Source organism: Paenibacillus sp. FSL H7-0940, from assembly GCF_037979415.1.
Lineage (GTDB): Bacteria > Bacillota > Bacilli > Paenibacillales > Paenibacillaceae > Paenibacillus > Paenibacillus amylolyticus.
Window position 1 is genome coordinate 3916098 of sequence record NZ_CP150280.1, and the last position, 24402, is coordinate 3940499.

Consider the following 24402-nt stretch of genomic DNA (forward strand, 5'->3'; position numbering starts at 1 on the left):
GAATGCCTCATCGGAGCATACGCTTCGCTTTTATTACAAATTCAACCTTTATATAGGGCTTGTTTTAAAATAAAGGGTTATACTTTACGTGAACCAAAGCGAAGGATTGAAGGGATTCTGTAGAAACGAAGTGTTCGCCTTTCAAGCACCATTTTAACCTTATAATCATCTAATTCAGAAAATGGGGCTTGAACAGCGATCGAAAGAACCCTTCAAATCCGTAGCGATTTTGTTCACTTCACGTATCCTTTGATTTTGATTATTGGCCTTATATACCAACCACCAAGGGAGACAATACACCATGCAAATGATGATCGTAGACGATGAAGCACACTGGGTCGATAACCTGTCCATGACCAAGCCCTGGCACACACTGGGGATCGAACATGTGCATAAAGCATACTCGGCCCACGAAGCACTACAAATGATTGACACTCACCCCATCGATATCGTGATCTCGGACATCCAGATGCCCGAAATGACAGGTATTGAACTAATTGAACGCATCCGCATCCGGGACAAAAAAATAAAATGTATCCTGTTATCCGGTTATTCCGAATTTGATTACGCCAAAAAAGCCATTCAGTTTGAGGCCGTAGACTATCTGCTCAAGCCCCCGACTGACGATGAATTAATGGGCGCTGTCCAGAAAGCCATCGATCAATTGAACAACGAATGGGAAATTGTCAGTTCACTGACACGAACCCAGTTTACGTTGCGAGAGAATCTCCCCCATTTGCAGGGACGACTGCTTCTTGGGGCGTTACAGGGACAACGAATTGCCGCTGCGGAATGGGATCGGAAGCTAGCCAATTACGCTCTGCCCTTTCATACCGGGGATGCCGCATTAATGCTCGTAAGGCTGGAAGAAGAATTCGGACACTATGACAGCAATGATCAGACCCTGATCGAATATGCGATCATCAATATGGCGGAAGAGATTATGGGTGAGTTTATGGAAGTGTGGGGCGTCAAGGAGGAGCACGGATATCTAGTGTTTTTGCTTCAGTTTAAAGATCGGAAAGGCGATATTGGGAAAGAAACCATTCTGGAGAAGCTCTCCATTCAGCTTCAATCCAAAGTAAAACAATTTCTGAAAGGCTCCCTCTCCATCGTTATCACCGAGTGGTTCACCTTTCCGGATCAGCTTTACGATCGTTTCCGTCAGGCTTCCGCTTATTTCCGGCAGATCGTCGGAGACGAACGCGAATTTGTCATGCGTGTCAGCGATGTAGAGACACCTGCGGCACAAGGTCCCTTGGACGTGCTGTACACCCCGCCCACCTTTATTAGTTTGCTAGAGAGCGGACAGTGGGATGCCGCCGAAGAGAAAATCCTCGCAGTCTGCGCCGAGCTGGATGCGAAATGGTCAGAATCATGGGAGCACTGCATGGAGGCTGGTTTTCTCATTACAGCATCGTTCACCAACATTGCTCACCGGAACAAGCTGACCCTGACCACTTTAATGGGAAATGATGTCGAGGATTTGCAAAGTGGGGAAGTTTTCGCTACCATCAGCAAACTGCGGAAATGGTCACTCAGTGTGCTTGGCAAACTCAAGGAAGGCACGTCCAACGAGATCAAGGACATTCGTTCCGAGTATGTGAAGAAGATTCAGGATTTTACAGATAAGAACCTGCATCTGGATGTGTCTTTACGTGTACTGGCTGACCATGTCAACCTGCACCCGACCCATTTGTCCAAGATCTATAAGATAGAAACCGGCGAAGGCATCAGTGATTATATCTCGCGCCTGCGTATGGATCGGGCCTGCCACAAGCTGGTCACGACCACCAAAAAAGTGTACGAAATCAGCATGGAGATTGGTTATATGGACCCAGCTTATTTTATCAAAGTGTTCAAACGCCAGTTTGGCGTTACGCCGCAGGAATACCGAGACCAGCACAAATAACATAACTGAAAACCGATCTTTTTGAACATTCACTAATAGAGTCCTATCGAAACTAACAAACTCATATAGATGCACTCCCGCACAAATTGGTACAGTTACACTGTAAAGATCATACACCGTAGGGGGATTGAACAATGATCAAATTCAAAAAAACATGGTGGTCACTGCTCATGGTTATCGCGCTCATCACGATCACTGCGTGCGGCAGTGGCGAGACAGCCAGTGACAATGGTAATAATACGCCGGGAACTGTCGGCTCAGCTGAAGCAGAAGCTGCTTTTGCTAAAGGAAAATACGATCCACCCATCGAGTTCAGTTCGGTATTGATGCCGAAGAAATACGTGCAAGGAGATACCAAAGAAAATAACGTGCACGATCGCTGGATGCTCGAAACGCTGGGTATGAAGCATAAAGATACCTGGTACCCAGCCAATGACGACCAATACAGACAAAAGCTTCAACTGGCTATCGCTTCTGGCGAGAAGCTCCCTGATTTCGTCACCGTACCCACCAATGCGGTACTGACCAATCAGCTAATCGACTCCGGTCAATTCATCGCCATCGATGAGTTGTTTGACAAGTACGCGAGTCAGACCCTGAAAGATCACGCAGCAGCACATCCTGAACTGTGGTATCCGTTCACGAAGGACGGCAAGAAATACAACATGCCGATCATGGAGTACACCGATAACGATGATACACTGCTCTGGCTCCGCGAGGACTGGATGGAGAAGCTGAACCTGGAAGCTCCGAAAACTATCGCAGACCTTGAGAACATCATGGACAAATTCAAGAACGAGAACCCGGACGGTCTGTCTCCAGACAAAGTATTCCCGCTGGCGATCTCGCTGAAAAATAACACCAACACCTGGATGGGTCAGCTCGACTGGTTGTTCGGTGCATACGGCACAATCGAGGAGCAATGGAACAAAGACGCAAACGGCAACCTCGAGTACGGCTCCGTTAACCCGGGTGCCAAACAAGCCCTTGCCAAGCTGGCTGAATGGATGGATAAAGGTTATATCCACGCTGACTCCGCTCTGTGGGACGAAGGCAAATCCGCTGAAAGCTGGACAGCGGGCAAAGCGGGCATTCTGCCAGGCGCAAACTGGGTACCAGACTGGCCTGCACCGGACCTGCTGAAGAACGTACCTGGCTCAAAGTATAAAGCTTACCCTGTTCCAGCTGGCCCAGACGGCAAGATCGGTACGAAGTGGCAGAACTCTGGTGTCAACGCAAGTATCATGATCAACAAGGATGCGAAGCATCCAGAAGCCATCTTCCTGTATTACAACTACCTGTTAGATAACCTTGCGAACCCGAAAGCGGGCAGTGAGTATGAATACGGCTTCGCCAAAGGTTACGACTGGGATATCATTGACGGACAACCGACCAGTGACAAAGAGAAGATTAAAGACTTCTCCAACGAATTCCCTTTCCTGACCGGCCCAGCACGTATCCCGGATCTGTACATGAAAACACTCGTGAAGCTGGCCAACGGCGAGAAGCCTGAAACACCTTACGAGAAACAAATGGCCGAATTCCGTAAACCAGAAAACTGGTATGCTGGTAAAGTCGTGATGTCCCAGATCGACGTCCGTAAACAAAACTATTTTACTGGCGCAGCCACACCAACCATGGTATCCAAATGGAACCTGCTCCGCCAGTCCGAGATGGAAACCTTCAACAAAATCATCTACGGCAATTTGCCAATTGATGCCTTTGACCAATTCGTTGCGAATTGGAAATCCAATGGCGGAGATCAGATCACGCAAGAAGTGAATGATTGGTTTAAATCGGTAAGTGCGAAGTAAGATTTTGATTTTGGAAAAGTAGAGAATTAAAAAAACAGCCGAAGCGGTAAGTTATACGCTTCGGCTGTTTTTATTTAGATAGAGATTAAGGTCGCTTCCCCTGTCTTATGGGTTCGCGTTAGAGGGTTGATGAGCCTTTGTATTGCTCTCCTCCAGCATCGACTGGCCCAGTAAGGATACTGTGAGCTGAATCCCATCCCTCAGCCCTTGCATATACAACCGCTCATTCTCTATTCCTTTACTGACAATGTATCGGCTCTCCCACTCAGTATATTCAGGTGTTTGCTCGATATCCTTGCCAGCAAACAATCCCTTGAACGCTTCGTCCTTTTCTTCACGTACACGGCTCAATACAGGGTCATGCTCGATTCGGGCAGACACCTCATCCAGCCTTACCTGAATCGCTTGTTCCAACCACGGTGGAAAATTCATTGCTCATCCTCCCTTGCGCATTATGTACCTCACTCATCATCGTACAACTCGGTTATGTCTCGCCTTCATTTCACTCACTCGTGCCACCAGTTCATCTACCCTTCGGCTCTGTTCCTGAACCTCGAGATTGTCCCACAACGGAATCGCTTGCTTCAAGGATGCCTCACCAAGCTGATTAAGCTTGCGCCGTTCCTTTTCCAATAAGTCAAGCAACCGGCTCATACATCCACCTCTCTGATGGGTCTAAGCTGCGCCAGGTCTTGTTAAAACTAGACGTGAGCAGCCATTTTTAATGCGATTATCGGTTTATTTCATTTTAATTCGATTTCCGCATTAAAACAATCATTATTTCTCATACAATTTGGTTGAAATGAGGGGTGTACATAATGAAGCATAGACAAGAACCACCTGGCGACAAAAACATCATCGGCTCCCGAGTCGTAGCTATTCGTAAAAGTAAAGGAATCAAACAACGGGAATTCCTCGCCAGATTGCAAACACTGGGTTTGGATATAAGTCAGACCAGTCTCTCACGTCTGGAGGGGCAATATCGTCTTGTTCAAGATTATGAAGTAGTCATGATTGCGAAAGCTTTGGAGGTTTCTGTGGGGTATTTGCTTGGGGAAGAAACTAAATGAAGCGGGGTAGTGTAGTAACGCTACCGTCTCGTATACGACAACATATTTGACGGCATACCACTCATTCTGTTGCTTACAATATAACGATTTTCCTCATTCGGCATATTCAGGCGCTGCCCCAAATTCTCGCCTGCAAATAACGCTTCGAGCGCTTCATCTACCTACTCACACAACTGACTCAATTCGATCATATTCGATCCGTGCAGACAATTCATCAAGTTCTCCCTAGAATCGTTTGTTGCAACCACGTCAGGAATTCCATTGCTTCGCCTTCCCTGCTTTACCTTAATGTACCGTATTCATCGAAAACAAGATTACGCTTCGCCTTCATGTGGCCATATTGGGCAAGCAGCTCATCCAACTTTCGGTTCTGTTCTGAACCTCAGAATTATCGGGCAACGGAATCGACTGGTTCAGCTTACGCCTTTCCTCCTTAAACAAGTAAAACAACCGGCTCACCATTCCTCCCTCCGATGGGTCTAAACTGCGTCATGTCTTGTTAACGCTAGAAGTAAGCAGCCATTTTTAATGTGATTATCGGTTTATTTCATTTTAATTCGATATATGCATTAAAAAAACCTTATTTCTCATACAATTTGGTTGAAATGAGGGGGGACATAAAATAATGAAACATAGGCAAGAACCGCCTGGCGATAAAAACATAATCGGCTCCCGAGTCGTAACTATTCGTAAAAGTAAAGGAACCAAACAACGAGAATTCCTAGCCAGATTGCAAACATTGGGTTTGGATATCAGTCAGACCAGTCTTTCGCGTTTAGAGGGGCAATATCGTCTCGTTCAAGATTATGAAGTGGTGATAATTGCGAAAGCTTTAGAGGTTTCAGTGGGTTATTTACTTAGTGAAGAGTAAGCATTCTTACAATTTAACCCATATATTTTTAATTCTTCTAAACAAATGTAACGCATCATATGCAAAACTAATATCACTTAGATTATAAACCTTCCAGCATCTATTTATAATAGAAAAAGTCTGCCTAGTAGGCAGACACTATAACTATAATAAGCACACTTATTTTGAGTGGGATGTTTAATTTTAAATTTTTTATTCAGTAATTCGCTCTCGATATTATGTCAATTGGAGCTTTTAGCTTTCATATCATACTGTCTCTAATAGTAGCATTTTTTCCATATAAGCACGGCTCATTTCTACCAATCTTTTGATTTTTGAATTTATATAAATCATCTATAAGTTTCATAATTATTTAGTATTTTCCAAAACAACAATAAATAAAGTTAACCACTCCTCCCCTATCCTGTAAGGTACCTGCTCGCAGATTAATTTCTTTATTCTCATCATTAATTCTTAGCATCAACAGTAGTTTTAGAACATATTATTGACCAATTCCTATTTGTTTCTGTAACGCTGTGAAAAACTTGGAGCTAATTATTGAATTGTATTTGTTATCTATAACATTATCGTTGATAATTTTATTAATGCCGCTAAGACATATTTCTGTAAATTCTACTAGCTTATCGTGATTGACTTTAATTAAGGTTGAATTATCGTTTTTATCATGAACTTTATTATTATTTATGAAAGAGGACAATAACAATGAAAAACACCCCATGGGATTTTCTAAATTCAAGAACCATATTATTTCCGGAACTCTTTTTATAAATAGTCTCACATATTTTTGAATTTCTTCGTTCTGAAACAGTTCTCTTTGTTCTTCATCATAGCCATCTACGAGAATCTCAACTTTCTGATAATAATTCATCACACTATCTCTTGTTTCAGTAACCATATATTTCAAACTATCAATTTGAGAGAAATCCATAGATACTATCTCTTCTCTTGAAATAGTTACAATATAAAGCTGATACTCCTCCGAAAATGATTTAACTGATGGGTTTCTTCTCTCTAAAAATTTATCATGAAGGCTGGCGGAAGTAACTAAACTATGCCACCAAAAATTCTTATCTTTTTTCAAGTATAACTTTCTACCTGGATTCATTGATTCAAACTGTGGATATGCATCAGTTAAATTATCTTCTATATTCTGAATCTCTACATTTGTAGTCTTCTCAGTGTATGCCAAAATTAAAAAAGCAAACGAATTAATTATGATTGCTCTTGCAGCACAATTATGCATAAATTCGTCCTTCAACCTAAACAAACAAATTCTAAAACCATCAATCTCATATTCACCTTTACTTTGTAGATGATACCACTCATGGTCTTTAACATTAGGCATAGTTAAATCCAAAAAACCCATATAAAACTTTAATTTGTTATGTGCCTGCTCTTTACCTAGGATATAATCAACACTATTTTTATAAATTTCAATATCAGAGATTGCATTATTTGTTCTAGCAGAATTGTAACAAATTTTCATTAACCATCTTGTCAGTTTGCCATAATCGTATTTGAAAGAAATTTTTGGAGTGTGTTTTTCGATTTTAGAGTTACTGTTTTTAATTAAACTAAGAGCATAATTATCTAATTGTGACAATTTTCCATTATTACAAGTGTCGCATACATCCTTAATTATAATCTCAGCTTCTATAACCCTTGTAGGTGCCTTGTTTAACCAAATAATTTGTCTGTCTAAATTCATCGAACGAATAAACCCATCTGGTATTACATGTTCTCTTGTCATTTTTCGTTCTTCTCCACAATATGCACATTTCTTCATTTAAATACTCCTCCAGTTCTAATGATGGTCTGCTTATTCTTGAATCCATTAATTACGAATTATCTTAAATCGCTTTAACTTCATACTATCACTATGACTATCATTTCATTGGAATGGACCAACTCTAAGTTGTTTATCTGGAAGATGGAGCTCCGGAAAACTTTTAGAAGACTTTTCTACTATGCTCAAACATATAGCTAAACCTTTAGTAAAAGCCGATCTTGCTACAGATATTATAATCAGAACTTCTTTATAGTAGTCATTAACACAAAAGGTAATTCAAATTCTGTTCATGAAGCTACAAAAGGTGTATGAACAGCTGCTTGAATATCCTATTACTCACTTTCTGATATTTATGAGTAGAAGTGGAGTTAAATTTAACACTTTTTAAGTCCTATCTGCACATGGGACAAACAATATCTCGATCTATGTACAAATTAAAAAAATAAGATTAAATTTTGTCTAACCTTCCTAGCCACAACTTAGCGATATTATGCGTCACTCTTATTGGCCTTCATTAAACTGATCTGCGTCAAAATGCAATTTCATTTGGAATCTAAACCACTCATGTTCTTTCATTGTCAACATCGTTTCTTTATCATAATACCATTGTGGTATAGGAGTATCCGGGATATCCCAAATAGCAGGTAAACGAGTTATAATATCTCTTATCAAGAGAATTAGATTTTTAGCATGTTCATTCAATTCTGCCCACGAGCCACTCTCTCTCTTTTTAAAGGCATGGATGGCATTTCGGTATCTAGCTAATTTTCGTAGATCTGCAAACGTATATTCTCGTTCTGCAAAAATTCTCTCATAAAAATAGAAATCGATGAGAGGAGTAAGTGTCATTTCTTCTACTGGAGAAAGAGCCTCTTTATCCTTAAGGATTTCCTTTACTCTTTTTAAAAAGCTTCGTCGAATATCCCCAGTAACACCCGTACCACCTTGACTAGCAGTTTGACTAATAATCAAGTCTAATGATTGCTTCAAGTCTTGATTCATTATTTTTTGAAGTTGCACTATAGCAGCTGCGTTCCAAGTGTTCCAAGTGCTTTGTATATAGAAGCGATAATAGAATGATAGAAACATTTGAAGAGTACTTTCTAGGAACGAACCTAAAGATGACCAGCTTTGAATGAGTAATCCCTGTTCTACTTTTTCCAAAGTGCCAGCATCCAATCTCTTACTCATTTCCTTGAAATTCTTGTACGGGTACTCTAGAGTAAGAGAAACTCCCTTATAACGAGTAATGGTTTCAGGAGATAATAGTTCATTCATTTTTTCTAAGTGTTCAGAAGACTCAAAATCCTTCAAAAATTCAACGTTCTCTGCTAAAAACTCTCCGTACTCTGCCAGCCATCTTAAGGTATCTTCTAAAGGCATTGCGTTAAATTTAGTCTTATCACCTTTCAACAAAGTTATTAGAGCAGTGTTTGTAGCTTGGTTTTGAGTCATTTGAGTCTCTCCTTTATGTCGTATATTCAAAATCGTTCTTCAAAACAAGACTCTAACGTGAATTCTTTAAGTACTCCATTTTCCTCGAGAACTTTTCCGAAGATTCGCATAATCTGTGCGCAGTCTTGAATAACCTTCTCTAAGAATTAACGGTGAAAGAATGATCAGGTCATCCTGAATTGATACAGCTCGTCTTTTTACAAGTGAATGTTCGCTAAGTTGTTTAAGAAGACTTCTATACTTCTGATCTTCAATTGAAGAAATTCGGGCATTATGCACTATGACGTTACGAATCCTGATATCCAACCCTAAATTAGCCATCAAAACGCTATGATCTGGAGTTAATTTTTGCAAGTGGTGTATCCCTACCTATCGCTGTAAATCGCTTCGTAATTCCAGACCCAGTGTCTCTTTTACTGATAGATAAATTTTATAAACTCCAGTCTCCAGATCGGTATATAAAGACCTAAGAGCTAATTCCATTTGAGTCATGCAGGATATGAGCATAGATTGTCGGAGAATATTAGGATATCCATAGTTAAATGAGAAGATCGCTCTTCATGTCTCAGTACTGTCACCCATTTATTTAATTTGTACATTATATCTGCATCATCAGAAGGTGAAGAAGTCTGTTTATACTGAATTCTTAAATCCATTATCTTAGATCTATATCACTCTTCTTTACGGTTAAAATATAATCAATCTATATGAAACTTCACTCTACGTTCTCTTCGTTGTTCATAGTGACACAATATTCTAATGTATCAGGGAAGATTAATGCAGAAACAGCTACAAATTGTCCCCGAACCCACTGCCCAGCACCTGCTAATATTAGCTTTGTATATAACTTATCCAACACATCGCTATCAATAGCGTATTCTTCTACAATAGGCTTTGAATCATCGTATTCATGCAAAATTAAATCAAATAATTCTTCTCTTGCTTTGTCAGAGGAATCATTCTTCAAATCGGCAAAGGATCGTACAGGTTGACTCATCCGTTTTGCGAGTTTATTCGCTTTAAAGGTCCTTTTAACTGATGATAAAAATATCATCGTTATTCATCACTTCTCCTTTCTATCTAATTAGATCAAATCTAATGTTTTACTAATTCTAATAACTTTCCAGTATCCACAACGTCCCCCCGACTAAGCCCTGCCAGAGGCGGATGTGTCCGTCTTATTCCACTTCTCTGCTATCTTTTTTAGGCGGACCGAGGAGACCTCAGGCTCCAAAGCGTAGATATGATGTTAGACGAAGGAACAGAGCTACACATTCAAACCTTTTCATTAAACATTTCGATTTGCTTCTTTAATTCAGATATTTCGAGCTCATATTCGATCATTTTTTTTCGCAAATTATAGCTTTGAATCATTTCTTTCTTTTTATCTCTAAATCCTATCATAAGTAAAATTAAAGCCATACTCATCAGAACCATAAAAGAGTTTACAAGTTCTAAATCTGGGTACATCTTTGAAAGTGTATGAGGCAATACAATTAGACTCAATATTGCTAATACATCTAATATGTAATTTAGCTTACCAATTTGACTTTGCACGTATATTAGTACATTATTTACTAGCTTTATAAATCTAGTTTCATTTTCTCTATCACCTATAAATGGTTTAAATCTGAGAAAGTCCGCAAAAGCAAAACACCATGCTGAAACTGAAAAACTCAACAAAAAATAGTCATTTAGTATTATAGTCTTCTTAATACTAAGTAATGCTATTACGATAAAAGAGAATCCCAATACTTTTAAGTACGAGCTGGATGACATTTTTCATTTCCTTTCTTTAGTAAATTGCCTCGTTCTTTCGTCTAACGTTCCTGTATTCACGACCCGACGTGTCGGGTATCCGGCAAATGCCGGATCAAGGGCGTATGCCCGCAGCGTGAATATCTTGTTATATGATGTTCTCATTGTTTTTAATTTGTTCTAATTTCAAAGTGACAAAATATCACCTAAGACTAAGTAAGTATATATAATATATCTTTCTGCTTCTTCAAGAGTTACTTCCGCATGAGTCCCTTTATTAGCAGCTTCATGGACACCGTCCAATCTTTCACCAATAAATTTCAAATGAGAGCCAACGATTGAAGCAAATTTATCGCTAGTTGATTTACTTTCGATATACTGGATCAACCTGTTGATATATTGATCCTCACCAATTTTCAACTTCTTACCCCCTGGTAATTCGATTAAATTTTCTGAAGGAGAGTAAAGTGAATCTGCAACTTCTTTAATAATTCTTCTACATGTATGAACAGCATTTGCCCAATCTTCATCGTTATCTGATTTCAAATTTTCATAAACTGAAATGAATTTTTGAATCGCTTCAGGACAAATATCTTTTAACTTACTATCGACAGTATTACGCTTTCGAGTAAATATATCTTCCGTAATATCTGCAAACTTCAATTCGTAATTCACATCAAATACGTATTGATATAAACGTGACTTAACTTTTTCGATCTTTCCTGTATTGTCTTGAATAATTTTGAATATGGAGTTTCTTTCAGAAGCATTAGTTGGAGGAATAGATGGAGCAAAAGTAGAATGACTTGAAAGAGATACATTTCGATCGTATGCAACCTCCATTCTAGCTTTAGCTGCGTTTACATTTGCTTCCATCACAGCAATAGTATCAGTAAATGCCCTTTCAACCTTTTCTTTTTTATCTTTTTTGCTATTAGGATCGTCAATGAAGTATCTTCTACCTGATTTTGCAGCAGCTTTCCAAGCAGTAGCTGTAAGGAACCCTTGCTCACTTGTCTCATATCCGTTAGCTTCATTTTTAAGCCATTCTACGGAATCAAAGTCGTTTATCAAACGAGCCAATCTTAAACATTTTAGAACAATATTCTGTGTAGGGATTTCAGTTAATTCAAAATTCTTCAGTATTTCTTCTGATAATAATGTTGCCTCTTCGTATCTTGGCTTCAACTTTTTCACTCCTAATATTTTTATATTTCCATTACTTTGAGAATTTCATATAACATCTAATCTGTGTACTTCGTAAATACCTCACATCCTGCCAGATATCTGAATACGTATATGATAACCTATGCGGTGATATTTGCGAAGAAAAATTTGGTGAAAAAGGGAGATATATTGGGCTACTCAATCTCCCATGTCCACACGATCCAGTGGGCTTTGAATACGCTGAATTGTTTGTGTACTCATATGACCGAGTAGCTCCTGAATGTATCGTAGCTCTGTCTCATTTTCCAGTAAATGAGTGGGGAAAGAGTGGCTCAGGGCATGGCCCGGAAAAATAGGTCAGAAAATATATGGCCTTATGCTTAGGGTTGGTTACCTTATTAGCATTTCATTGAAACAATCTACTTACAGATAAACGGAAAATGCTGTTAGAATTAACGAATGATGAGTTGTTTTCACACAGTGATATTGTTAGTAGTACACACATAAGGATGGTGTTTATTTGAATAACAAGAAGTTAATAATTAGCGTCATCACACTTTGTATTCTAATCATATTGGGTTTTCTCAGGTGGGACAATCTTGAATCCAGCGCAGACTTTCATTATAAGTATGATCGATGGGCAGATCAGAAATGGGTAGAGTTCTATCCTCCGCTAGCCGCTTCTTCCAACAGCATGGAGTTTCCACTTATATATATGGATGAAATCCATCCGAATGATATAGATAAATATTTAGGAAAACAAGCTCTCTCTGGAGAGTTAGTGAACAAGTGGATTGAACGAACAAAGTTAACGAATGGATATATAGGTCTATTATTATTGAATATTCTAGTGCTCATTTACAGTTCCATTAAAATATTTATTTTAAGAGACAAAAAATAGGATGATCTTGATCCCCCTTCAATATGCCGAGGCACACGTTGCCAAAAGACATACTAACACAAAGGCAGCAGTCCCAGAAGTCATCCGCGAGCCATTGCAATGCTTTCAATATCTATATTCAGCGTTTAATCTTCTAAACATACAAATTCCACCCCACAATAAAAGCAGCCAATATGAAAGCCGAGATGCCAGACATGATGTACATAACCTTTTGCTTTTTGCTATAACTTCTCTTCCGCAGTTTGTACATAAGCAAGCCAAGATACACCACTGCTAGAACCACATAAAGTAGATTAAACATTAAATTGATCCGTAACGAAGAATAACCAGGATAATTTGGAAAACTAATCTTCGTCTGTATGATGAAAAGATTAAGAAGGAGTGCCACACCTGCAAAGTTAATTGCAAGATGATATTTATTAAAATTGGTATTAGGATTTCCTCGTTTATATAGCTTGTTAAGAAGCATCCGGATTAGATAGCCGATCAAAGCAATTAAACTGAAAACGATGGCTATCGCAACTGGAATAAGAGATATCTTAATCAAGTTTACCTTTACATTCGATACAGGCAAGTAATCCATGTAAGGAGTGACTGAAATTTTCTCAACAATACCATTATGCTCGACAACATTATAAGACTTTGCTAGATCAGCTTTTGTGAATTTCCTTATATCAAGGGCTGTAAATAAATTAGTAAATCTAGAGGCCGCCCGTCGTGCGGATTGAAAATATCCTCCCCCCTCAGAAGTAACTCTATTAGAATTGACGTTATCACCGAAAATCTCTTTAGTAAGCCCATAATAATAAATCTCTTCAAAAGACTGATTTGTCATAACTACCATCCCAAATTTAGATTTGGGATCAAAGACAAGTTTGCTGGAAAACCCTTTCAGATTCCCCTCATGCATCAGTGTAGGCACCCAGTATTCCATCTCAACGAACCCATGCGCAAATCGCGGAGTAGAGGTCCCGTCATAATAGAGACTTGTTGATAACATTTCGTTTAACGTATCCCTTTTCTTAAATAATACATTGCTATCATCCACAGGCATCAACGCAGCAAGGAATTTCCCTAAATCTTCTGCTGTCCCTATGGCTGCTCCTGTGGGATAAAACGTAACGTATACTCTGTTCTCAGGGATCAGTTTCAAATCTTTGGTATACCCTTCAATCTCATCCCTTCGTTGTACTACGTCTGGACGATCTTGCCCCGTTGGATGAATCGTAGTGTCGTTCATATGAAGAGGTTCAAAAATATGTTGATTGACATACTCATAAAAAGGTTGGCCACTTATCTCTTCCACGATGTAACCGGCAAGACCAACACCGTAGTTCGAGTAACCCACTATGCTATTCGGTTTATATATCTGTTTCGGCTCATTTTTACGCAACGTTTCTCCTAATTCTAACGTTTCATCCTCGGAGTAATAAAACACCTCGGCCGCTGTTTGATCTTCCCAACCCGCATTGTGATGCATCAGGTTCATTAGGGTAATTGGATCATCATATTTCAGATTTTTGAAAAATCCCTCTGGCAGATATTCCTGGATATCCGTCTCCAAATCAAGCTTTCCTTGTTCGACAAGCTGCATCACACTCGTATAGACCAACAGTTTAGAGATCGAAGCCCATTCAAACACAGTAGAGGTATCCGCCTTTCGCTGATTCTCAATATCTGCGTAACCATATGCCTTATTCACAATGGTTTCACCGTCTTTGATAGCCACAACCACAACGGCAGCGGTATACTTCTCATACGAGGCAACATAAGCATCAATTGTTTCCTCTAAATTGGATAAAGGAATCCTGGAAGGTGTAGTCTCAACCTGTTTCTCATCAGCGTGGGCAGGTAATGCTATTGCCATAATGATAAATATGAATGACAGAATACAAGCGATTACTTTCTTTACCGTGTGATATCCACGATTCATCTGCATTTGCTTCTCTCCTTTTATATTAAATGTTAATTACATCTCTTGTTTTCACGTATGCGTTTTCAAAAGAGTCCACATGACTCTAAATTATTTTCAAATGCAATTACACTCCATTCAAGAGAGAGGTCGGAGAAGTTCACCTTTCCAATTAATGATGTTTATTTCTTTATCTTTCAAGAGGCACCAGTCAATGATTTCACCTATCCATTTTGGCGTGATGATCTCATCGCTCCATTGCGGTGTTAATACTCTTCTGTATCCTATATATTCTGTTGTCCAGCCTTCGAATTCTTCTCCGATGATGACTATAAATGGGATCTTGTTCTTAATACTGTGTTGTCCCACTTCATAAGTGACGATTAACCTCTTATCCTCAGAAACAATATGTAATTTGATTATCCCTTCATCGTCAATATCCGGTTCAACATACCAATAAAATAATCGATTGGAGCGAACGATTTTACGTTTATATTTTTTTCTTACGCCCATAACTCACCTCACATATTCCTTTTTCCTTGGTTCGCAGTATTTGGTCAGTTATCCAAGACACAGCTAGAGCAGCTTTGGGATCTGTTATTAGAATCACACTAAGATTAAGGAGTATTACTTTTATAGAAATCAATTACTTTATCAAAGATCTCGCTCTCTCGTTTTTTTATGTCCGGTAATGTCTCGCTATGCTTTACGATATGATGTATATTATCTGCTACAGTCTCTGCTTTATGAATCCCCACATATCCTGGTACCAGTTCATTAAGATAATGGAAGTATCTCATTTGAGGTTCAATCATGCGCAGATGTTTATCAAAATTTCTTCTGGATCTTGTCTGATCCATCTCCTTTCGCTTGCGCAGCTCATCTTCTTCAGCCCAGAATAGTACATAAGCATCCGGTAATGATATTTCATTCTTCAATAACTTCTCTCTAAAAAAGTTCGCTGTTTCATCTAAAGATAGGTGCTCATAACCATATATCCAGCTGTACCAAATCTTAAATACATCGCCATCCAAATTCACTTACTCATGTTGTTGATTCTTCTCATATGCTATATGCCATCTATCGATTTGTCTCTCCAGCAACCACATCATAAGTTCCTTACCTTCAAGTTGAGGAGCTTCAAAAAGGAACCCTGTTTCTGGGACAATAAATGCATCATATTGTGTAGCGAACTGCTGACAAGTGGTACTTTTACCTACGGAACTGGCACCTTCGAGACAAATTATCGTCATTCAATTACCTCCAGGTATTACTCACCAAATGATTAATCAACCTTCACTGGCTCTTAAGCGATCATGTTGAATTTCATTAGACTATGTACTGTAGATTTCTTTGATCTTTAGCCAAGTTTCATACCAGAATGTTTTTCGTTTAAGAGGTTTTATTACCTTAATCTCGACTTCTTTTCGTTTCAAATAAACCGTGCCATCCACTTCAATGAGTCTATCGCCAAATGAAAATACAATATCCTTGCAGTCTTTGTGATAATGGGTCTCTCTTGTTTCTGACCACTCCGCTTTTTCAATAGAATGTCGTTTTCTCATTATTTAAATCCTCCTTTAAGAAAAACACCACTATTTTCAACAAAAAGGATACTTGTCCCACATCATAAACACTTTGTTATCCGATATTGATGAGCCTTAAGGTTCGTTTATTCCTACATAATGTTATCTGATGTCCATTCCTTCAAAGCGTGTCTTACAAACTTTATTTTCTTATTCCAATTTTTCATCATTATATGGATTTGCATACAAATCAACATCAATTTCAGCATGAATCATATTAACAAATTCAATAAAATCAGAATCGAAATAAAGAGCAGGCGTTTTCCCCTCTTCTATTCTTATTACAATGAAAAATTTTGTTTTTAATTGATGTTCAATTCGAATCGAGTTGATCTCTTTTACTTTGTTTCTTAACATATCGACTACTTTTATTAATTGGTGATTTACATCTAATGATTCTTCATAATCCGTACCTAATGTCCATGATGTTTCTTTTATTCGATGCTTTTTGTTAATTATGTCGCCTTTGTAAGCCGTATTGGTAGGTTCGATTCTAAGTATTGAAGTTACATGATTCGGATCGAATTCATCCCCAAACAAACAAAAATAGGCCATCACTTTGGTTTTGTCTTTCAGGAGTTTCACCTCTTTAAGAATTGATGTATGGATTTTTTGGAAATAATAATTAATCAGAAAATATATACCAAGCGAATTCCTCACTTACTCCATAAACTCTTGATATCTTCTACTATAGTTTTTGAAATATGTTTGGATGAATCCTACGGATACAACCATACTGTTACGATAAGAGTTAAACATATCGTTAATCCTAGAATAACTCGCCCAACAACTCTAAATCTGGTGTATCTAAGCAAATAATAAACTAAACTAGATAAGATCAGAATAATCACACCATTCATCATAAAGGTCATGGGCAAGCTTATAATCCTGCCTAACCCGGTGTTAGGATATTTTAATACAATTGCACATAACCTTTGGTGTTCACGAGCCCGAGAACCCTAACTGACCAGTAATTATTCTTTCATCCATTGATGTGAGTCGTGTAGTTTACCAGTTTCATAAAAATACTTTAGCACTTCAAGCATGGGTATTAATTCTATACAAATGTTATCGCAATAATTTCCTAACTGACCACCAATAACTAGAGAAATTACACTATTTCCCTGCTTATCGTTCATGAGCGTAAATATATGTTCATCAATTGTAATAGACATTACAAAATATTCCGGTCCGCCTCCAACTAATGCTGAACCTGTGTCAGATACCTCAAAAAAAACTAATGTAAATTTATCTCCATCGAGTTTTTTCAAAAAACGTAAACTGTCTGCCCATGTAGGGTTCATAACTATCTCTTCATTAAATGTGTTCCCATTCCGTTCATCAATGCTAATAGAGTTTATCATTTTTTTCTTTTAATCCTCTTTAGATCATTTTATTTGTTTAGATCCTCAAACTTAAATGCTTCACTATAGATTTACGCAGCTCAGTTGAGTTGTCATGCCACTGAATGAGCTTACCATTCATAATCTGCACCAACACATCCAGACACCTATGCCATCCTGCGGCGGTATTCACTGCCCATGAATCTCACACCCTCGTTCATTCATCACATATATCCATCTTCAGGTTCACCAACATCAAAACCCAACACTTTTGTCGCTTCCAACTTAAATGTTTCTATCCAAGACATCCACACATCGCTATTCATCTGTGCATAAAATGATAATCCACTAGGCTCAACGGATGCTTCAATGAAAACATCATCCCCTTCAGTTCCAAACCAATATGGAATTCCACTTTTATAACCAATCCACCCTGGCATCCGCTCATATACTTTAGAAACTTTAGCCCACACCTCATCAGGCAGGTCATATCTTATATTTAGATTGCAATTATGAGAGTTTATGTTGTTCAATTACATCCTCTCCTTCTACCTTAGACGTATATCAAAATTCATCCTCTATTTTTATGTAAAGTACTACAACTCTTCCACCACTTGCTCAAAGTTGTATCTCTTGGTCCTTATAGACTTTTTTCGTTTATCGTTTACCAAATATCTTCTCCCTTTAAGATTTCTTTCGTAGTCTGGTCTACAGCTAACCAAGTAGAAATATCCTCTTCTATTTTTCTCTTCCAAGCTATTAAAAAATGTACTTGGCATATCTGGTGGGAATTAATCTCTGTCATAGATACTTCAATGCCTTGATCAGAATGTAAGACAAAACTACACTTCTCAAAAGCAAAGTTCAAAGCAAGAGATTTAGGAGTCCTATCACCTTGTTTTCTTTTTCCCATTATCAGTGGTTCTTCTTGGGTTCCTATGTGTAAGCAATACTGTTCATTCTCATATTCGACAGCTTCAAGATTTTCTCCCGTGTCAGATCCGTAATCTTCCCAGCTGTATCCCTCTTTCCACAAAGCAGAAAAGCTACAAGTGCTTATCTGATGATATGCATTGGGTTTGATTCTAAATACGGCTCCCCAGCATTCGTCTACTTCCTGAGGTGAAGAAAGATTGTGGTTCAGATTACAGAGCACTAACTCGCAATCAAACGAGTCGTAGTAATATTGGTAGAGCAATCCGCCATGTTTGAGCTGAGAACAGTGAGTAGGAAGATAACATTCGCTGGAGACAACAAGAGAGAGTTCAATTGTTCCAAGAGGCGTATATATTAAAGGCTTTATAAGATCAGTCCCTTGAATTAAGGCTTCTTTTCCACAAAAAAGCTTCATTATGTCCCTCCTTATAGTCTTTCACTTAAGCGTCCAGAACTAAACATAAGCGCTTTTAGGAAAAAACCTCTTTTCAAATTTTGATTTATTAATTTTTGGAATGTTCCAGCATCACGACGGCCCTTTAGATAGCCCTTATCTTAGGGAATGGATGTACCTGCTTATCATTTCACAGAAATATTACGGGCAGATCAAGGGGCGCAAGCCCCTACGCGGGAATATGATATTATAAGAAACCACTTCTAATTTAATTTTAAATTGTATATTCTGGTAATTTTGTCAAGTATCCCTCTTGCTATCGCATAAGACTACAGAGGTCTCAATTTGTCTTTCTGGAACATTCCAATAGGTATTTAATAGCTTTTTCTTCTCATCAGGTGATACCAGTTTAAAACCATTCTTTAAGTAAAATTTCTTAGCCCATTCAGCTGAGTCCCATGTCCCTATTAAGATGGGTTTATTTGTTAAAGCCACCATATGAGATAAAAGCTTCGTCCCTATTCCGCTATTCCGTTGGTTTGTTCGTACATATGCGTGTCTAATTAAACATACATCACCCTTATCTTGAATTCCCATAACTCCTAATAATTGATTTTTTTCTTCAAACCCCCAAAATACTACACCATCGTTCATTTCGCACTTTAGCTCTTCCAATGTCATATAAGGTTCATGATACCTATCGTCAGGAATTACTCCTTTGTATGCCTTTGCTGCATCATTAATAATCTGATACATTACATCCGTATCCATGCTTTTACACAATCTAATCACGTAATTGGCCTCCTTATGGTTTGATGTCGTTTCGTAGATGCTAACCCACCACCGGCTTAAAAGCACCCGAAAGGGTGCGGCTGCATGAGCACAGTTAGTTGGTGCGGGGTTATCCGCCTATATCCATAGTCTCTCACGAACTCATTATAAATTGTATTTCGTTTTCATTCTTTCATATAACTTATAATCCGTATTTCGATTTACAATCTCTCCAATTAACTCTTTCCATTTGTTTTCAATCCACTTAGGACTTTGTTCTTTCAGAATATCCTCGTTAAATTGACTATCAATATACTCCAAATCTTGTTTAAGCACTCCAATATCCTTAATCAGTTGATTTCTCGATTCTTTTTCTAGCGATATCATATTCGATAGAATTTGGTCTATGATTTCTACTCTTATATACGTATACATATCTCTAAACACATTATAGATTAAATAAGTTGATGATAATTGATCTTCCCTGAAGTCGGAATTCAGAAAGACAAATGATTCTTCACCAACTTTCAAAGATACCGCCACATTTCCTAAGGCATGTATGACTGTTTCCTTGGAAGAGCCGTCCTCTAAGCTTTTTATCACATTATCTAAATTAAAGATTGATTCTTTTATACCCATTTGAGTTCCATGATTTAGTTTAACCGTGTATTCAACTTCTTGATTATCTTTGTACGCTTTGGATTGATAGTTGAAGTACATGCTTATTACCAATCCAACCATTAGTATGATTATTGCTATATTTTTTTTCAATGAATCCCCTCCTAATAGTGCCTGAACTACGTATATGATAACCCATATTGTTACAATTGCGAAAGGAAATTGGCGAATAAGGGAGATTTATTAGTTTTCTCAACCCCTTATCCAATCGATCCAATGGGCTTTGAATACGCTGAATATATGCAGGGTTGTACAGGATACCAGTATGCATTGGAACCTTCCGTATAGTAATAAAACAAAAAGGCCCTTCTTTATCCCATGGGGAATCCGACGACCTTCCGATGCATTTGGAACATATCAACTTTAAAAAAGGTAGAGCGTACCAACTTTCGCTGCAAGCGGGCTAGCGCCAACAACTACCTATCAAGCCAACAACGCCTGTTCAATCTGATCCACTATCCCATTAATACCTGTCGGCCCATAACAGCCGATCCATGTTGCAGCATCTACCGAGTGTATTTGCTGTCGCTCATCCGCATCAAGCATCCCCCAGACACGTTGCTCTGTCGCAGATATCCCATCCTGCATAAGCTCATTACTCAGTAAAAAGTAGTGGCTAGCTTGTACTGCCGGTAATCTCTCAACCGAGATATGATAGGCCGTGTCGGCGGTATCTGCTACAAACAACGGAACGGGCAGACCCAGATCACGGTACAGCACAGCGCCTGTGCGATGAGCAGCAGAATGGACGCGCACGAGGGAATCCAGTGGACGAATCAATGCCACACTTTTCCCTGCCAGTACAGAGGACAATTCCTCGGACAGCAAAGCTGTTCGGCGATGATAATCCGCGATAATCTGCTTAGCCTCGGCTCGCTTGTCTGTCAGTTCACCGAATAGACTCAGGATGGTCTGCCAGTTTTCATTACGCTTGAACATCAGCACTGGAGCGATCCTACCTAACCGTTCAAGATACTGCTCATGAACCTCGGTGCAGATAATCAGATCCGGTGCAAGTCGCTCTACCGCCGGAAGATCGGGGTATTCATACGTACCAAGTAATGCTGTAGGCTGGAGTCCTGCCCGGAGTGATTGAGGGAACGTTAACACGGTACTTCCTAGTCCGACACTTCCTACCGGAGACAAGCCCAGTCCAAGCAAATGATCAGCATATTGCACATCGAGGACAGCGATACGCTGTGGTATCTCGGTGACGGTGTACTCCCCGCGCATATGGCAGATGACCGGGCCTTCGGCTGATTCATAGGAAGAAGCTGTACGATTTTGCAGCAAGGCATTCGCATAGTCCGCATCTCTTCTCGAAGCGGCGGCATGCCGGTAATGTAGCGGTGGGACGCCATTATATTTTTTAAATGCTCTGCTGAAGTAATACATATCGCGATAGCCCATTTTGTCCGCAATTTCACCGATGGAAGCATCCGTATGACGCAGCATGCGTGAGGCACTTTCCATACGCAGCTGAATAACGTATTCCATCGGTCCGAGCTGCTTCTCCTGTTTGAAGCGGCGCTGCAGCTGTCTTACACTACAGCCCGCCAGGGCTGCCAGCTCTTTTAGCTCCAAGTTTTGACGATAGTGCGATGTGATATAAGAAGCGACTACATCCACCATGTCGGACTCCGCTCCCCCTTGACCACGTTCATACTCCATGATCAGCTCGTAGATCATTCCTTGGAGCAAAGCGTTGGCATAGAAACGTTCCAGTCCTTCACCGCGGCGCCATTTGGCAACGATTTTTTCGGCGTTTTCGATCCATTCCGCATGGGTTGCCGAGTTTTGAACAAATGACCTGCGCAGCGGATGCTTGCGATATGAAGGTACAACAAGTGAGGCACCCTCTATGGAAGAAGCCTTGTACATAATGACAATATAATGAATGTCCTCTGATCTGGCCGTCAGCGTAAAGGATGATCCCTTCACCACATGACAGGCAAAAGAAGCTCCAATGTGGCAACCCTCGCCATCCATTGCAAGCTCCCCTTCCCCTCCATATGCCAGCAGCAGCACATTTGAAGTTAAATCCGTTTCGTGTAAAACGCTACCTGTCTGCAAAGTACCGCTATACCCGTCAAGCATCTTGATCGCCGTATCACTCCATAGACTTGTCTGTTCTTGCAGCGGCATTTTTCTCATCTCCTGACAATAGCAAAGGTAAATTTGTTGCTGTTGTCATTTTAGTTGAGATTCTTTCTCATTGTCAATTTTCGGACATTTGAGACAATATTCGCCTGACATCTGATAATAGAAACAGCAGGTAATTCGCTCGCTTTTGACAATATGCACATTGTCCTTACAAACGGTGAAGCGGGTTAACGGATTCTTCCTCTCACCAAACACTTCCCCGGATGCCACCTGCGTCAGATATGAAAAGTCCTCTTGAATGATCTTACTTTCCTGCTCAGTCTCGGCTTCATCAGGAGCGAATAGTCGGCCTATGCGTACCATGATATTCTCCCAGAGAATACTCATCGAAAGTGGTGCAATTGCAGCAAGCGTCTTTAACAGGGGTGTAAGCTGTACCGCAAACATCTCCTCGAGCACCTTTTCCCGCCATACTCCCCTGTCTCCCGTTAGTCCTTCAGCCTGAAGTCCATTCACCGCTAGAAAAGGAAATCGTGTGCCTCCCTCATGATCTGAGAGCGCCGGATGATAGAGAAAGCTGTTCTCCAGCTGAAACGAAACATGCTGATGATGAAAAGTCATCGCGGTCACCAGCGGAGCGGTCCACAGATAACCAATCCGTTTGGCTAACATCGAAGCGGCAACCTTCATGTCAGGGGCATCGATGTACTCCTGAAACCAACTGATATACTCTCGGCATGCCGCTTCGTCATGCAACTCACCTAGAGCAATGGTACGGACACTATGTTCAGGCGGCTCACCAAGCAAGATCGAATAATCCTCCACTGTCTCTTTCCATAAGTCTGTCGAGAGATATGGGTTCATATTAATTCGATCCGAGCAGGGCTTCCGATGCCTGATCTACAATAAGATTAATCGCAAGAGGTCCGTAATATGCAATCCACAATGTTGAGTTAACGTCATACGTGCGGTTATTTTTCACAGCATCAAGGGACTTCCACACGGGATTACTTAACATAGCCTCTGCCTCTGCCGCAAACAGCTCATCCGACAGCACAAAATAACGATCTGCCTTAATATCAGGGACTTTCTCCATCGAGATCTCAACGGAGGTATCATCCTTGATTTCCTTAACGAGTTCAGGCATTTTCAAACCCAAATCCTGATACAGAATGCCGCCTGTGCGATGCTCGATCCCATGAACACGAATGCCTTCTTTTCTCGGACGAATAAGAGCTACCGTTTCATCTCCCATTTTCTCTGAAAGCTTCGCCTTCAGTCCAGCAACTTTCTCTTCATATGCTGTGCGCACTTTCTCCGCCTCGTCCTGCTTGTCTGTAATCTTAGCAACTGTGGCTAACGTATCACGCCAGTCTTCGTAGAAGTCCAGTACGAGAGTAGGTGCAATTTTGCTTACACTCTCATACTGCTTCTCCTGGAAATCCGTCATAATAATCAGATCCGGGTCCAAGGCTACAATCGCTTCCAGATTAGGCTCGTCCCGTGTACCCAGAACCTGTACATCACTCGGCTGATCGCCTAAGTATTCTGGATAATCGGTGTTACCTCCAGCGATAACACTGCCAGCCGGCTTCTCACCAACCGCTAACATTTGATCCAGAAACTTAACATCAAGGACTGCAATTCTCTGTGGTTTTTCGTTTAGCGTCAGCTCACCCTTCATGTGTGTGATCGTTACGGGAAAAGCTCCGTCCGTCTGCGTTTCCGCATTCGCAGCTGTCTCCGCTGGCGTTGCCCCAGATTGTTTACCGCTATCTGTACCTGTTGCGGCACCGCAAGCCGTCAGGACAAGAATAAGGGCCAACATCAAGCCCATGAATAATCGTGATTTGTGAGCAGCATATGCCTTGCTTCCGGCAGCCTGCCTCTTTGTTCCTTGATTCATGATGAATCCCCCTTATGTATAATACTGATAATGATT

At 39.9% G+C, this 24402-nt stretch carries 25 protein-coding genes and 1 pseudogene; 4 read left to right on the forward strand and 22 right to left on the reverse strand.

The features are described 5' to 3' along the window. Positions 1 to 301 precede the first annotated feature (301 nt). Both MHB71_RS17345 and MHB71_RS17350 read left to right on the forward strand, forming a co-directional pair. Positions 302 to 1912, forward strand: a complete 1611-nt coding sequence (locus MHB71_RS17345; RefSeq protein WP_340027081.1) for a response regulator — start codon at positions 302 to 304, stop codon at positions 1910 to 1912. Between the two features lie 134 nt (positions 1913 to 2046). After that, a complete protein-coding gene (locus tag MHB71_RS17350; RefSeq protein WP_340027082.1) occupies positions 2047 to 3726 on the forward strand; it encodes an ABC transporter substrate-binding protein in 1680 nt (559 codons plus the stop codon). Positions 3727 to 3831: 105 nt separating this feature from the next. Here MHB71_RS17350 and MHB71_RS17355 read toward each other — a convergent pair whose 3' ends face one another. Together MHB71_RS17355 and MHB71_RS17360 are read right to left on the reverse strand one after the other, a co-directional pair. Continuing rightward, positions 3832 to 4158 (reverse strand): hypothetical protein, encoded by a 327-nt coding sequence (locus tag MHB71_RS17355; protein ID WP_340027083.1) that lies wholly within the window; start codon positions 4156 to 4158, stop codon positions 3832 to 3834. A 36-nt stretch (positions 4159 to 4194) separates the two neighbouring features. Beyond that, positions 4195 to 4380 (reverse strand): aspartyl-phosphate phosphatase Spo0E family protein, encoded by a 186-nt coding sequence (locus MHB71_RS17360; RefSeq protein WP_289391630.1) that lies wholly within the window; start codon positions 4378 to 4380, stop codon positions 4195 to 4197. Positions 4381 to 4544: 164 nt separating this feature from the next. Here MHB71_RS17360 and MHB71_RS17365 point away from each other — a divergent pair, with 164 nt between their 5' ends. Then, positions 4545 to 4796, forward strand: a complete 252-nt coding sequence (locus MHB71_RS17365; protein ID WP_249911404.1) for a helix-turn-helix transcriptional regulator — start codon at positions 4545 to 4547, stop codon at positions 4794 to 4796. 625 nt (positions 4797 to 5421) lie between these two features. Further along, positions 5422 to 5667 (forward strand): helix-turn-helix transcriptional regulator, encoded by a 246-nt coding sequence (locus MHB71_RS17370; RefSeq protein WP_340027084.1) that lies wholly within the window; start codon positions 5422 to 5424, stop codon positions 5665 to 5667. A gap of 481 nt (positions 5668 to 6148) precedes the next feature. On the opposite strand, the gene MHB71_RS17375 is transcribed toward MHB71_RS17370, so the two are convergent. The 20 genes and pseudogenes from MHB71_RS17375 to MHB71_RS17470 all read right to left on the reverse strand — a co-directional run bounded on the left by MHB71_RS17375 (position 6149) and on the right by MHB71_RS17470 (position 24366). Further along, positions 6149 to 7453 carry a hypothetical protein gene (locus MHB71_RS17375; protein WP_340027085.1) on the reverse strand — a complete coding sequence of 435 codons (1305 nt, stop codon included), beginning with the start codon at positions 7451 to 7453 and terminating at the stop codon, positions 6149 to 6151. A 504-nt stretch (positions 7454 to 7957) separates the two neighbouring features. Next, positions 7958 to 8911 (reverse strand): hypothetical protein, encoded by a 954-nt coding sequence (locus MHB71_RS17380; protein ID WP_340027086.1) that lies wholly within the window; start codon positions 8909 to 8911, stop codon positions 7958 to 7960. A 715-nt stretch (positions 8912 to 9626) separates the two neighbouring features. After that, the gene (locus MHB71_RS17385; protein ID WP_340027087.1) at positions 9627 to 9965 is read right to left on the reverse strand and encodes a hypothetical protein; all 339 of its coding nucleotides are present in this window, start codon (positions 9963 to 9965) and stop codon (positions 9627 to 9629) included. Positions 9966 to 10186: 221 nt separating this feature from the next. After that, complete coding sequence (locus MHB71_RS17390; RefSeq protein ID WP_340027088.1) at positions 10187 to 10690, reverse strand: hypothetical protein; 504 nt, start codon at positions 10688 to 10690, stop codon at positions 10187 to 10189. Positions 10691 to 10855: 165 nt separating this feature from the next. Then, positions 10856 to 11857, reverse strand: a complete 1002-nt coding sequence (locus tag MHB71_RS17395) for a hypothetical protein (RefSeq protein ID WP_340027089.1) — start codon at positions 11855 to 11857, stop codon at positions 10856 to 10858. Between the two features lie 177 nt (positions 11858 to 12034). Then, a pseudogene (locus tag MHB71_RS17400) lies at positions 12035 to 12193 on the reverse strand (tyrosine-type recombinase/integrase); the annotation flags it as partial. A 677-nt stretch (positions 12194 to 12870) separates the two neighbouring features. After that, on the reverse strand, positions 12871 to 14676 hold the full coding sequence (locus MHB71_RS17405; RefSeq protein ID WP_340027090.1) for a serine hydrolase domain-containing protein: 1806 nt from the start codon (positions 14674 to 14676) through the stop codon (positions 12871 to 12873). A gap of 111 nt (positions 14677 to 14787) precedes the next feature. Continuing rightward, positions 14788 to 15162, reverse strand: coding sequence for a hypothetical protein (locus tag MHB71_RS17410; protein WP_340027091.1), 375 nt, complete (start codon positions 15160 to 15162; stop codon positions 14788 to 14790). Positions 15163 to 15266: 104 nt separating this feature from the next. Continuing rightward, a complete protein-coding gene (locus MHB71_RS17415; RefSeq protein ID WP_340027092.1) occupies positions 15267 to 15683 on the reverse strand; it encodes a hypothetical protein in 417 nt (138 codons plus the stop codon). Positions 15684 to 15689: 6 nt separating this feature from the next. Continuing rightward, positions 15690 to 15902, reverse strand: a complete 213-nt coding sequence (locus MHB71_RS17420; RefSeq protein ID WP_340027093.1) for a hypothetical protein — start codon at positions 15900 to 15902, stop codon at positions 15690 to 15692. Positions 15903 to 15983: 81 nt separating this feature from the next. After that, positions 15984 to 16214, reverse strand: coding sequence for a hypothetical protein (locus MHB71_RS17425; protein WP_036610572.1), 231 nt, complete (start codon positions 16212 to 16214; stop codon positions 15984 to 15986). Between the two features lie 171 nt (positions 16215 to 16385). Further along, complete coding sequence (locus MHB71_RS17430) at positions 16386 to 16895, reverse strand: DUF4279 domain-containing protein (RefSeq protein WP_340027094.1); 510 nt, start codon at positions 16893 to 16895, stop codon at positions 16386 to 16388. Between the two features lie 314 nt (positions 16896 to 17209). Further along, the gene (locus tag MHB71_RS17435) at positions 17210 to 17539 is read right to left on the reverse strand and encodes a hypothetical protein (RefSeq protein ID WP_340027095.1); all 330 of its coding nucleotides are present in this window, start codon (positions 17537 to 17539) and stop codon (positions 17210 to 17212) included. A gap of 263 nt (positions 17540 to 17802) precedes the next feature. Next, a complete protein-coding gene (locus tag MHB71_RS17440) occupies positions 17803 to 18111 on the reverse strand; it encodes a hypothetical protein (protein ID WP_340027096.1) in 309 nt (102 codons plus the stop codon). Between the two features lie 131 nt (positions 18112 to 18242). Continuing rightward, entirely contained in the window at positions 18243 to 18929 is a 687-nt protein-coding gene (locus tag MHB71_RS17445; protein WP_340027097.1) for a hypothetical protein, read from the reverse strand. Between the two features lie 279 nt (positions 18930 to 19208). Next, positions 19209 to 19700, reverse strand: coding sequence for a GNAT family N-acetyltransferase (locus tag MHB71_RS17450; RefSeq protein WP_340027098.1), 492 nt, complete (start codon positions 19698 to 19700; stop codon positions 19209 to 19211). Between the two features lie 144 nt (positions 19701 to 19844). Further along, a complete protein-coding gene (locus tag MHB71_RS17455) occupies positions 19845 to 20450 on the reverse strand; it encodes an oxidoreductase (protein WP_340027099.1) in 606 nt (201 codons plus the stop codon). 330 nt (positions 20451 to 20780) lie between these two features. Further along, positions 20781 to 22502: a helix-turn-helix domain-containing protein gene (locus tag MHB71_RS17460; protein ID WP_340027100.1), complete on the reverse strand. Its 1722-nt coding sequence runs from the start codon at positions 22500 to 22502 to the stop codon at positions 20781 to 20783. 45 nt (positions 22503 to 22547) lie between these two features. Next, positions 22548 to 23324, reverse strand: coding sequence for a (2Fe-2S)-binding protein (locus MHB71_RS17465; protein WP_340027101.1), 777 nt, complete (start codon positions 23322 to 23324; stop codon positions 22548 to 22550). A 1-nt stretch (position 23325) separates the two neighbouring features. Further along, entirely contained in the window at positions 23326 to 24366 is a 1041-nt protein-coding gene (locus MHB71_RS17470) for an iron-siderophore ABC transporter substrate-binding protein (protein WP_340027102.1), read from the reverse strand. Between the last annotated feature and the right edge of the window lie 36 nt (positions 24367 to 24402).

Coding starts and splice junctions, on each gene's coding strand:
- MHB71_RS17380 (WP_340027086.1), bottom strand. CDS start 8,911: ATGACTCAAAACCAAGCTACAAACACTGCTCTAATAACTTTGTTGAAA.
- MHB71_RS17345 (WP_340027081.1), top strand. CDS start 302: ATGCAAATGATGATCGTAGACGATGAAGCACACTGGGTCGATAACCTG.
- MHB71_RS17360 (WP_289391630.1), bottom strand. CDS start 4,380: ATGAGCCGGTTGCTTGACTTATTGGAAAAGGAACGGCGCAAGCTTAAT.
- MHB71_RS17420 (WP_340027093.1), bottom strand. CDS start 15,902: ATGACGATAATTTGTCTCGAAGGTGCCAGTTCCGTAGGTAAAAGTACC.
- MHB71_RS17390 (WP_340027088.1), bottom strand. CDS start 10,690: ATGTCATCCAGCTCGTACTTAAAAGTATTGGGATTCTCTTTTATCGTA.
- MHB71_RS17410 (WP_340027091.1), bottom strand. CDS start 15,162: ATGGGCGTAAGAAAAAAATATAAACGTAAAATCGTTCGCTCCAATCGA.
- MHB71_RS17375 (WP_340027085.1), bottom strand. CDS start 7,453: ATGAAGAAATGTGCATATTGTGGAGAAGAACGAAAAATGACAAGAGAA.
- MHB71_RS17470 (WP_340027102.1), bottom strand. CDS start 24,366: ATGAATCAAGGAACAAAGAGGCAGGCTGCCGGAAGCAAGGCATATGCT.
- MHB71_RS17370 (WP_340027084.1), top strand. CDS start 5,422: ATGAAACATAGGCAAGAACCGCCTGGCGATAAAAACATAATCGGCTCC.
- MHB71_RS17435 (WP_340027095.1), bottom strand. CDS start 17,539: ATGAACCCTACATGGGCAGACAGTTTACGTTTTTTGAAAAAACTCGAT.
- MHB71_RS17350 (WP_340027082.1), top strand. CDS start 2,047: ATGATCAAATTCAAAAAAACATGGTGGTCACTGCTCATGGTTATCGCG.
- MHB71_RS17460 (WP_340027100.1), bottom strand. CDS start 22,502: ATGCCGCTGCAAGAACAGACAAGTCTATGGAGTGATACGGCGATCAAG.
- MHB71_RS17425 (WP_036610572.1), bottom strand. CDS start 16,214: ATGAGAAAACGACATTCTATTGAAAAAGCGGAGTGGTCAGAAACAAGA.
- MHB71_RS17445 (WP_340027097.1), bottom strand. CDS start 18,929: ATGAAGCTTTTTTGTGGAAAAGAAGCCTTAATTCAAGGGACTGATCTT.
- MHB71_RS17465 (WP_340027101.1), bottom strand. CDS start 23,324: ATGAACCCATATCTCTCGACAGACTTATGGAAAGAGACAGTGGAGGAT.
- MHB71_RS17365 (WP_249911404.1), top strand. CDS start 4,545: ATGAAGCATAGACAAGAACCACCTGGCGACAAAAACATCATCGGCTCC.
- MHB71_RS17385 (WP_340027087.1), bottom strand. CDS start 9,965: ATGATATTTTTATCATCAGTTAAAAGGACCTTTAAAGCGAATAAACTC.
- MHB71_RS17405 (WP_340027090.1), bottom strand. CDS start 14,676: ATGCAGATGAATCGTGGATATCACACGGTAAAGAAAGTAATCGCTTGT.
- MHB71_RS17355 (WP_340027083.1), bottom strand. CDS start 4,158: ATGAATTTTCCACCGTGGTTGGAACAAGCGATTCAGGTAAGGCTGGAT.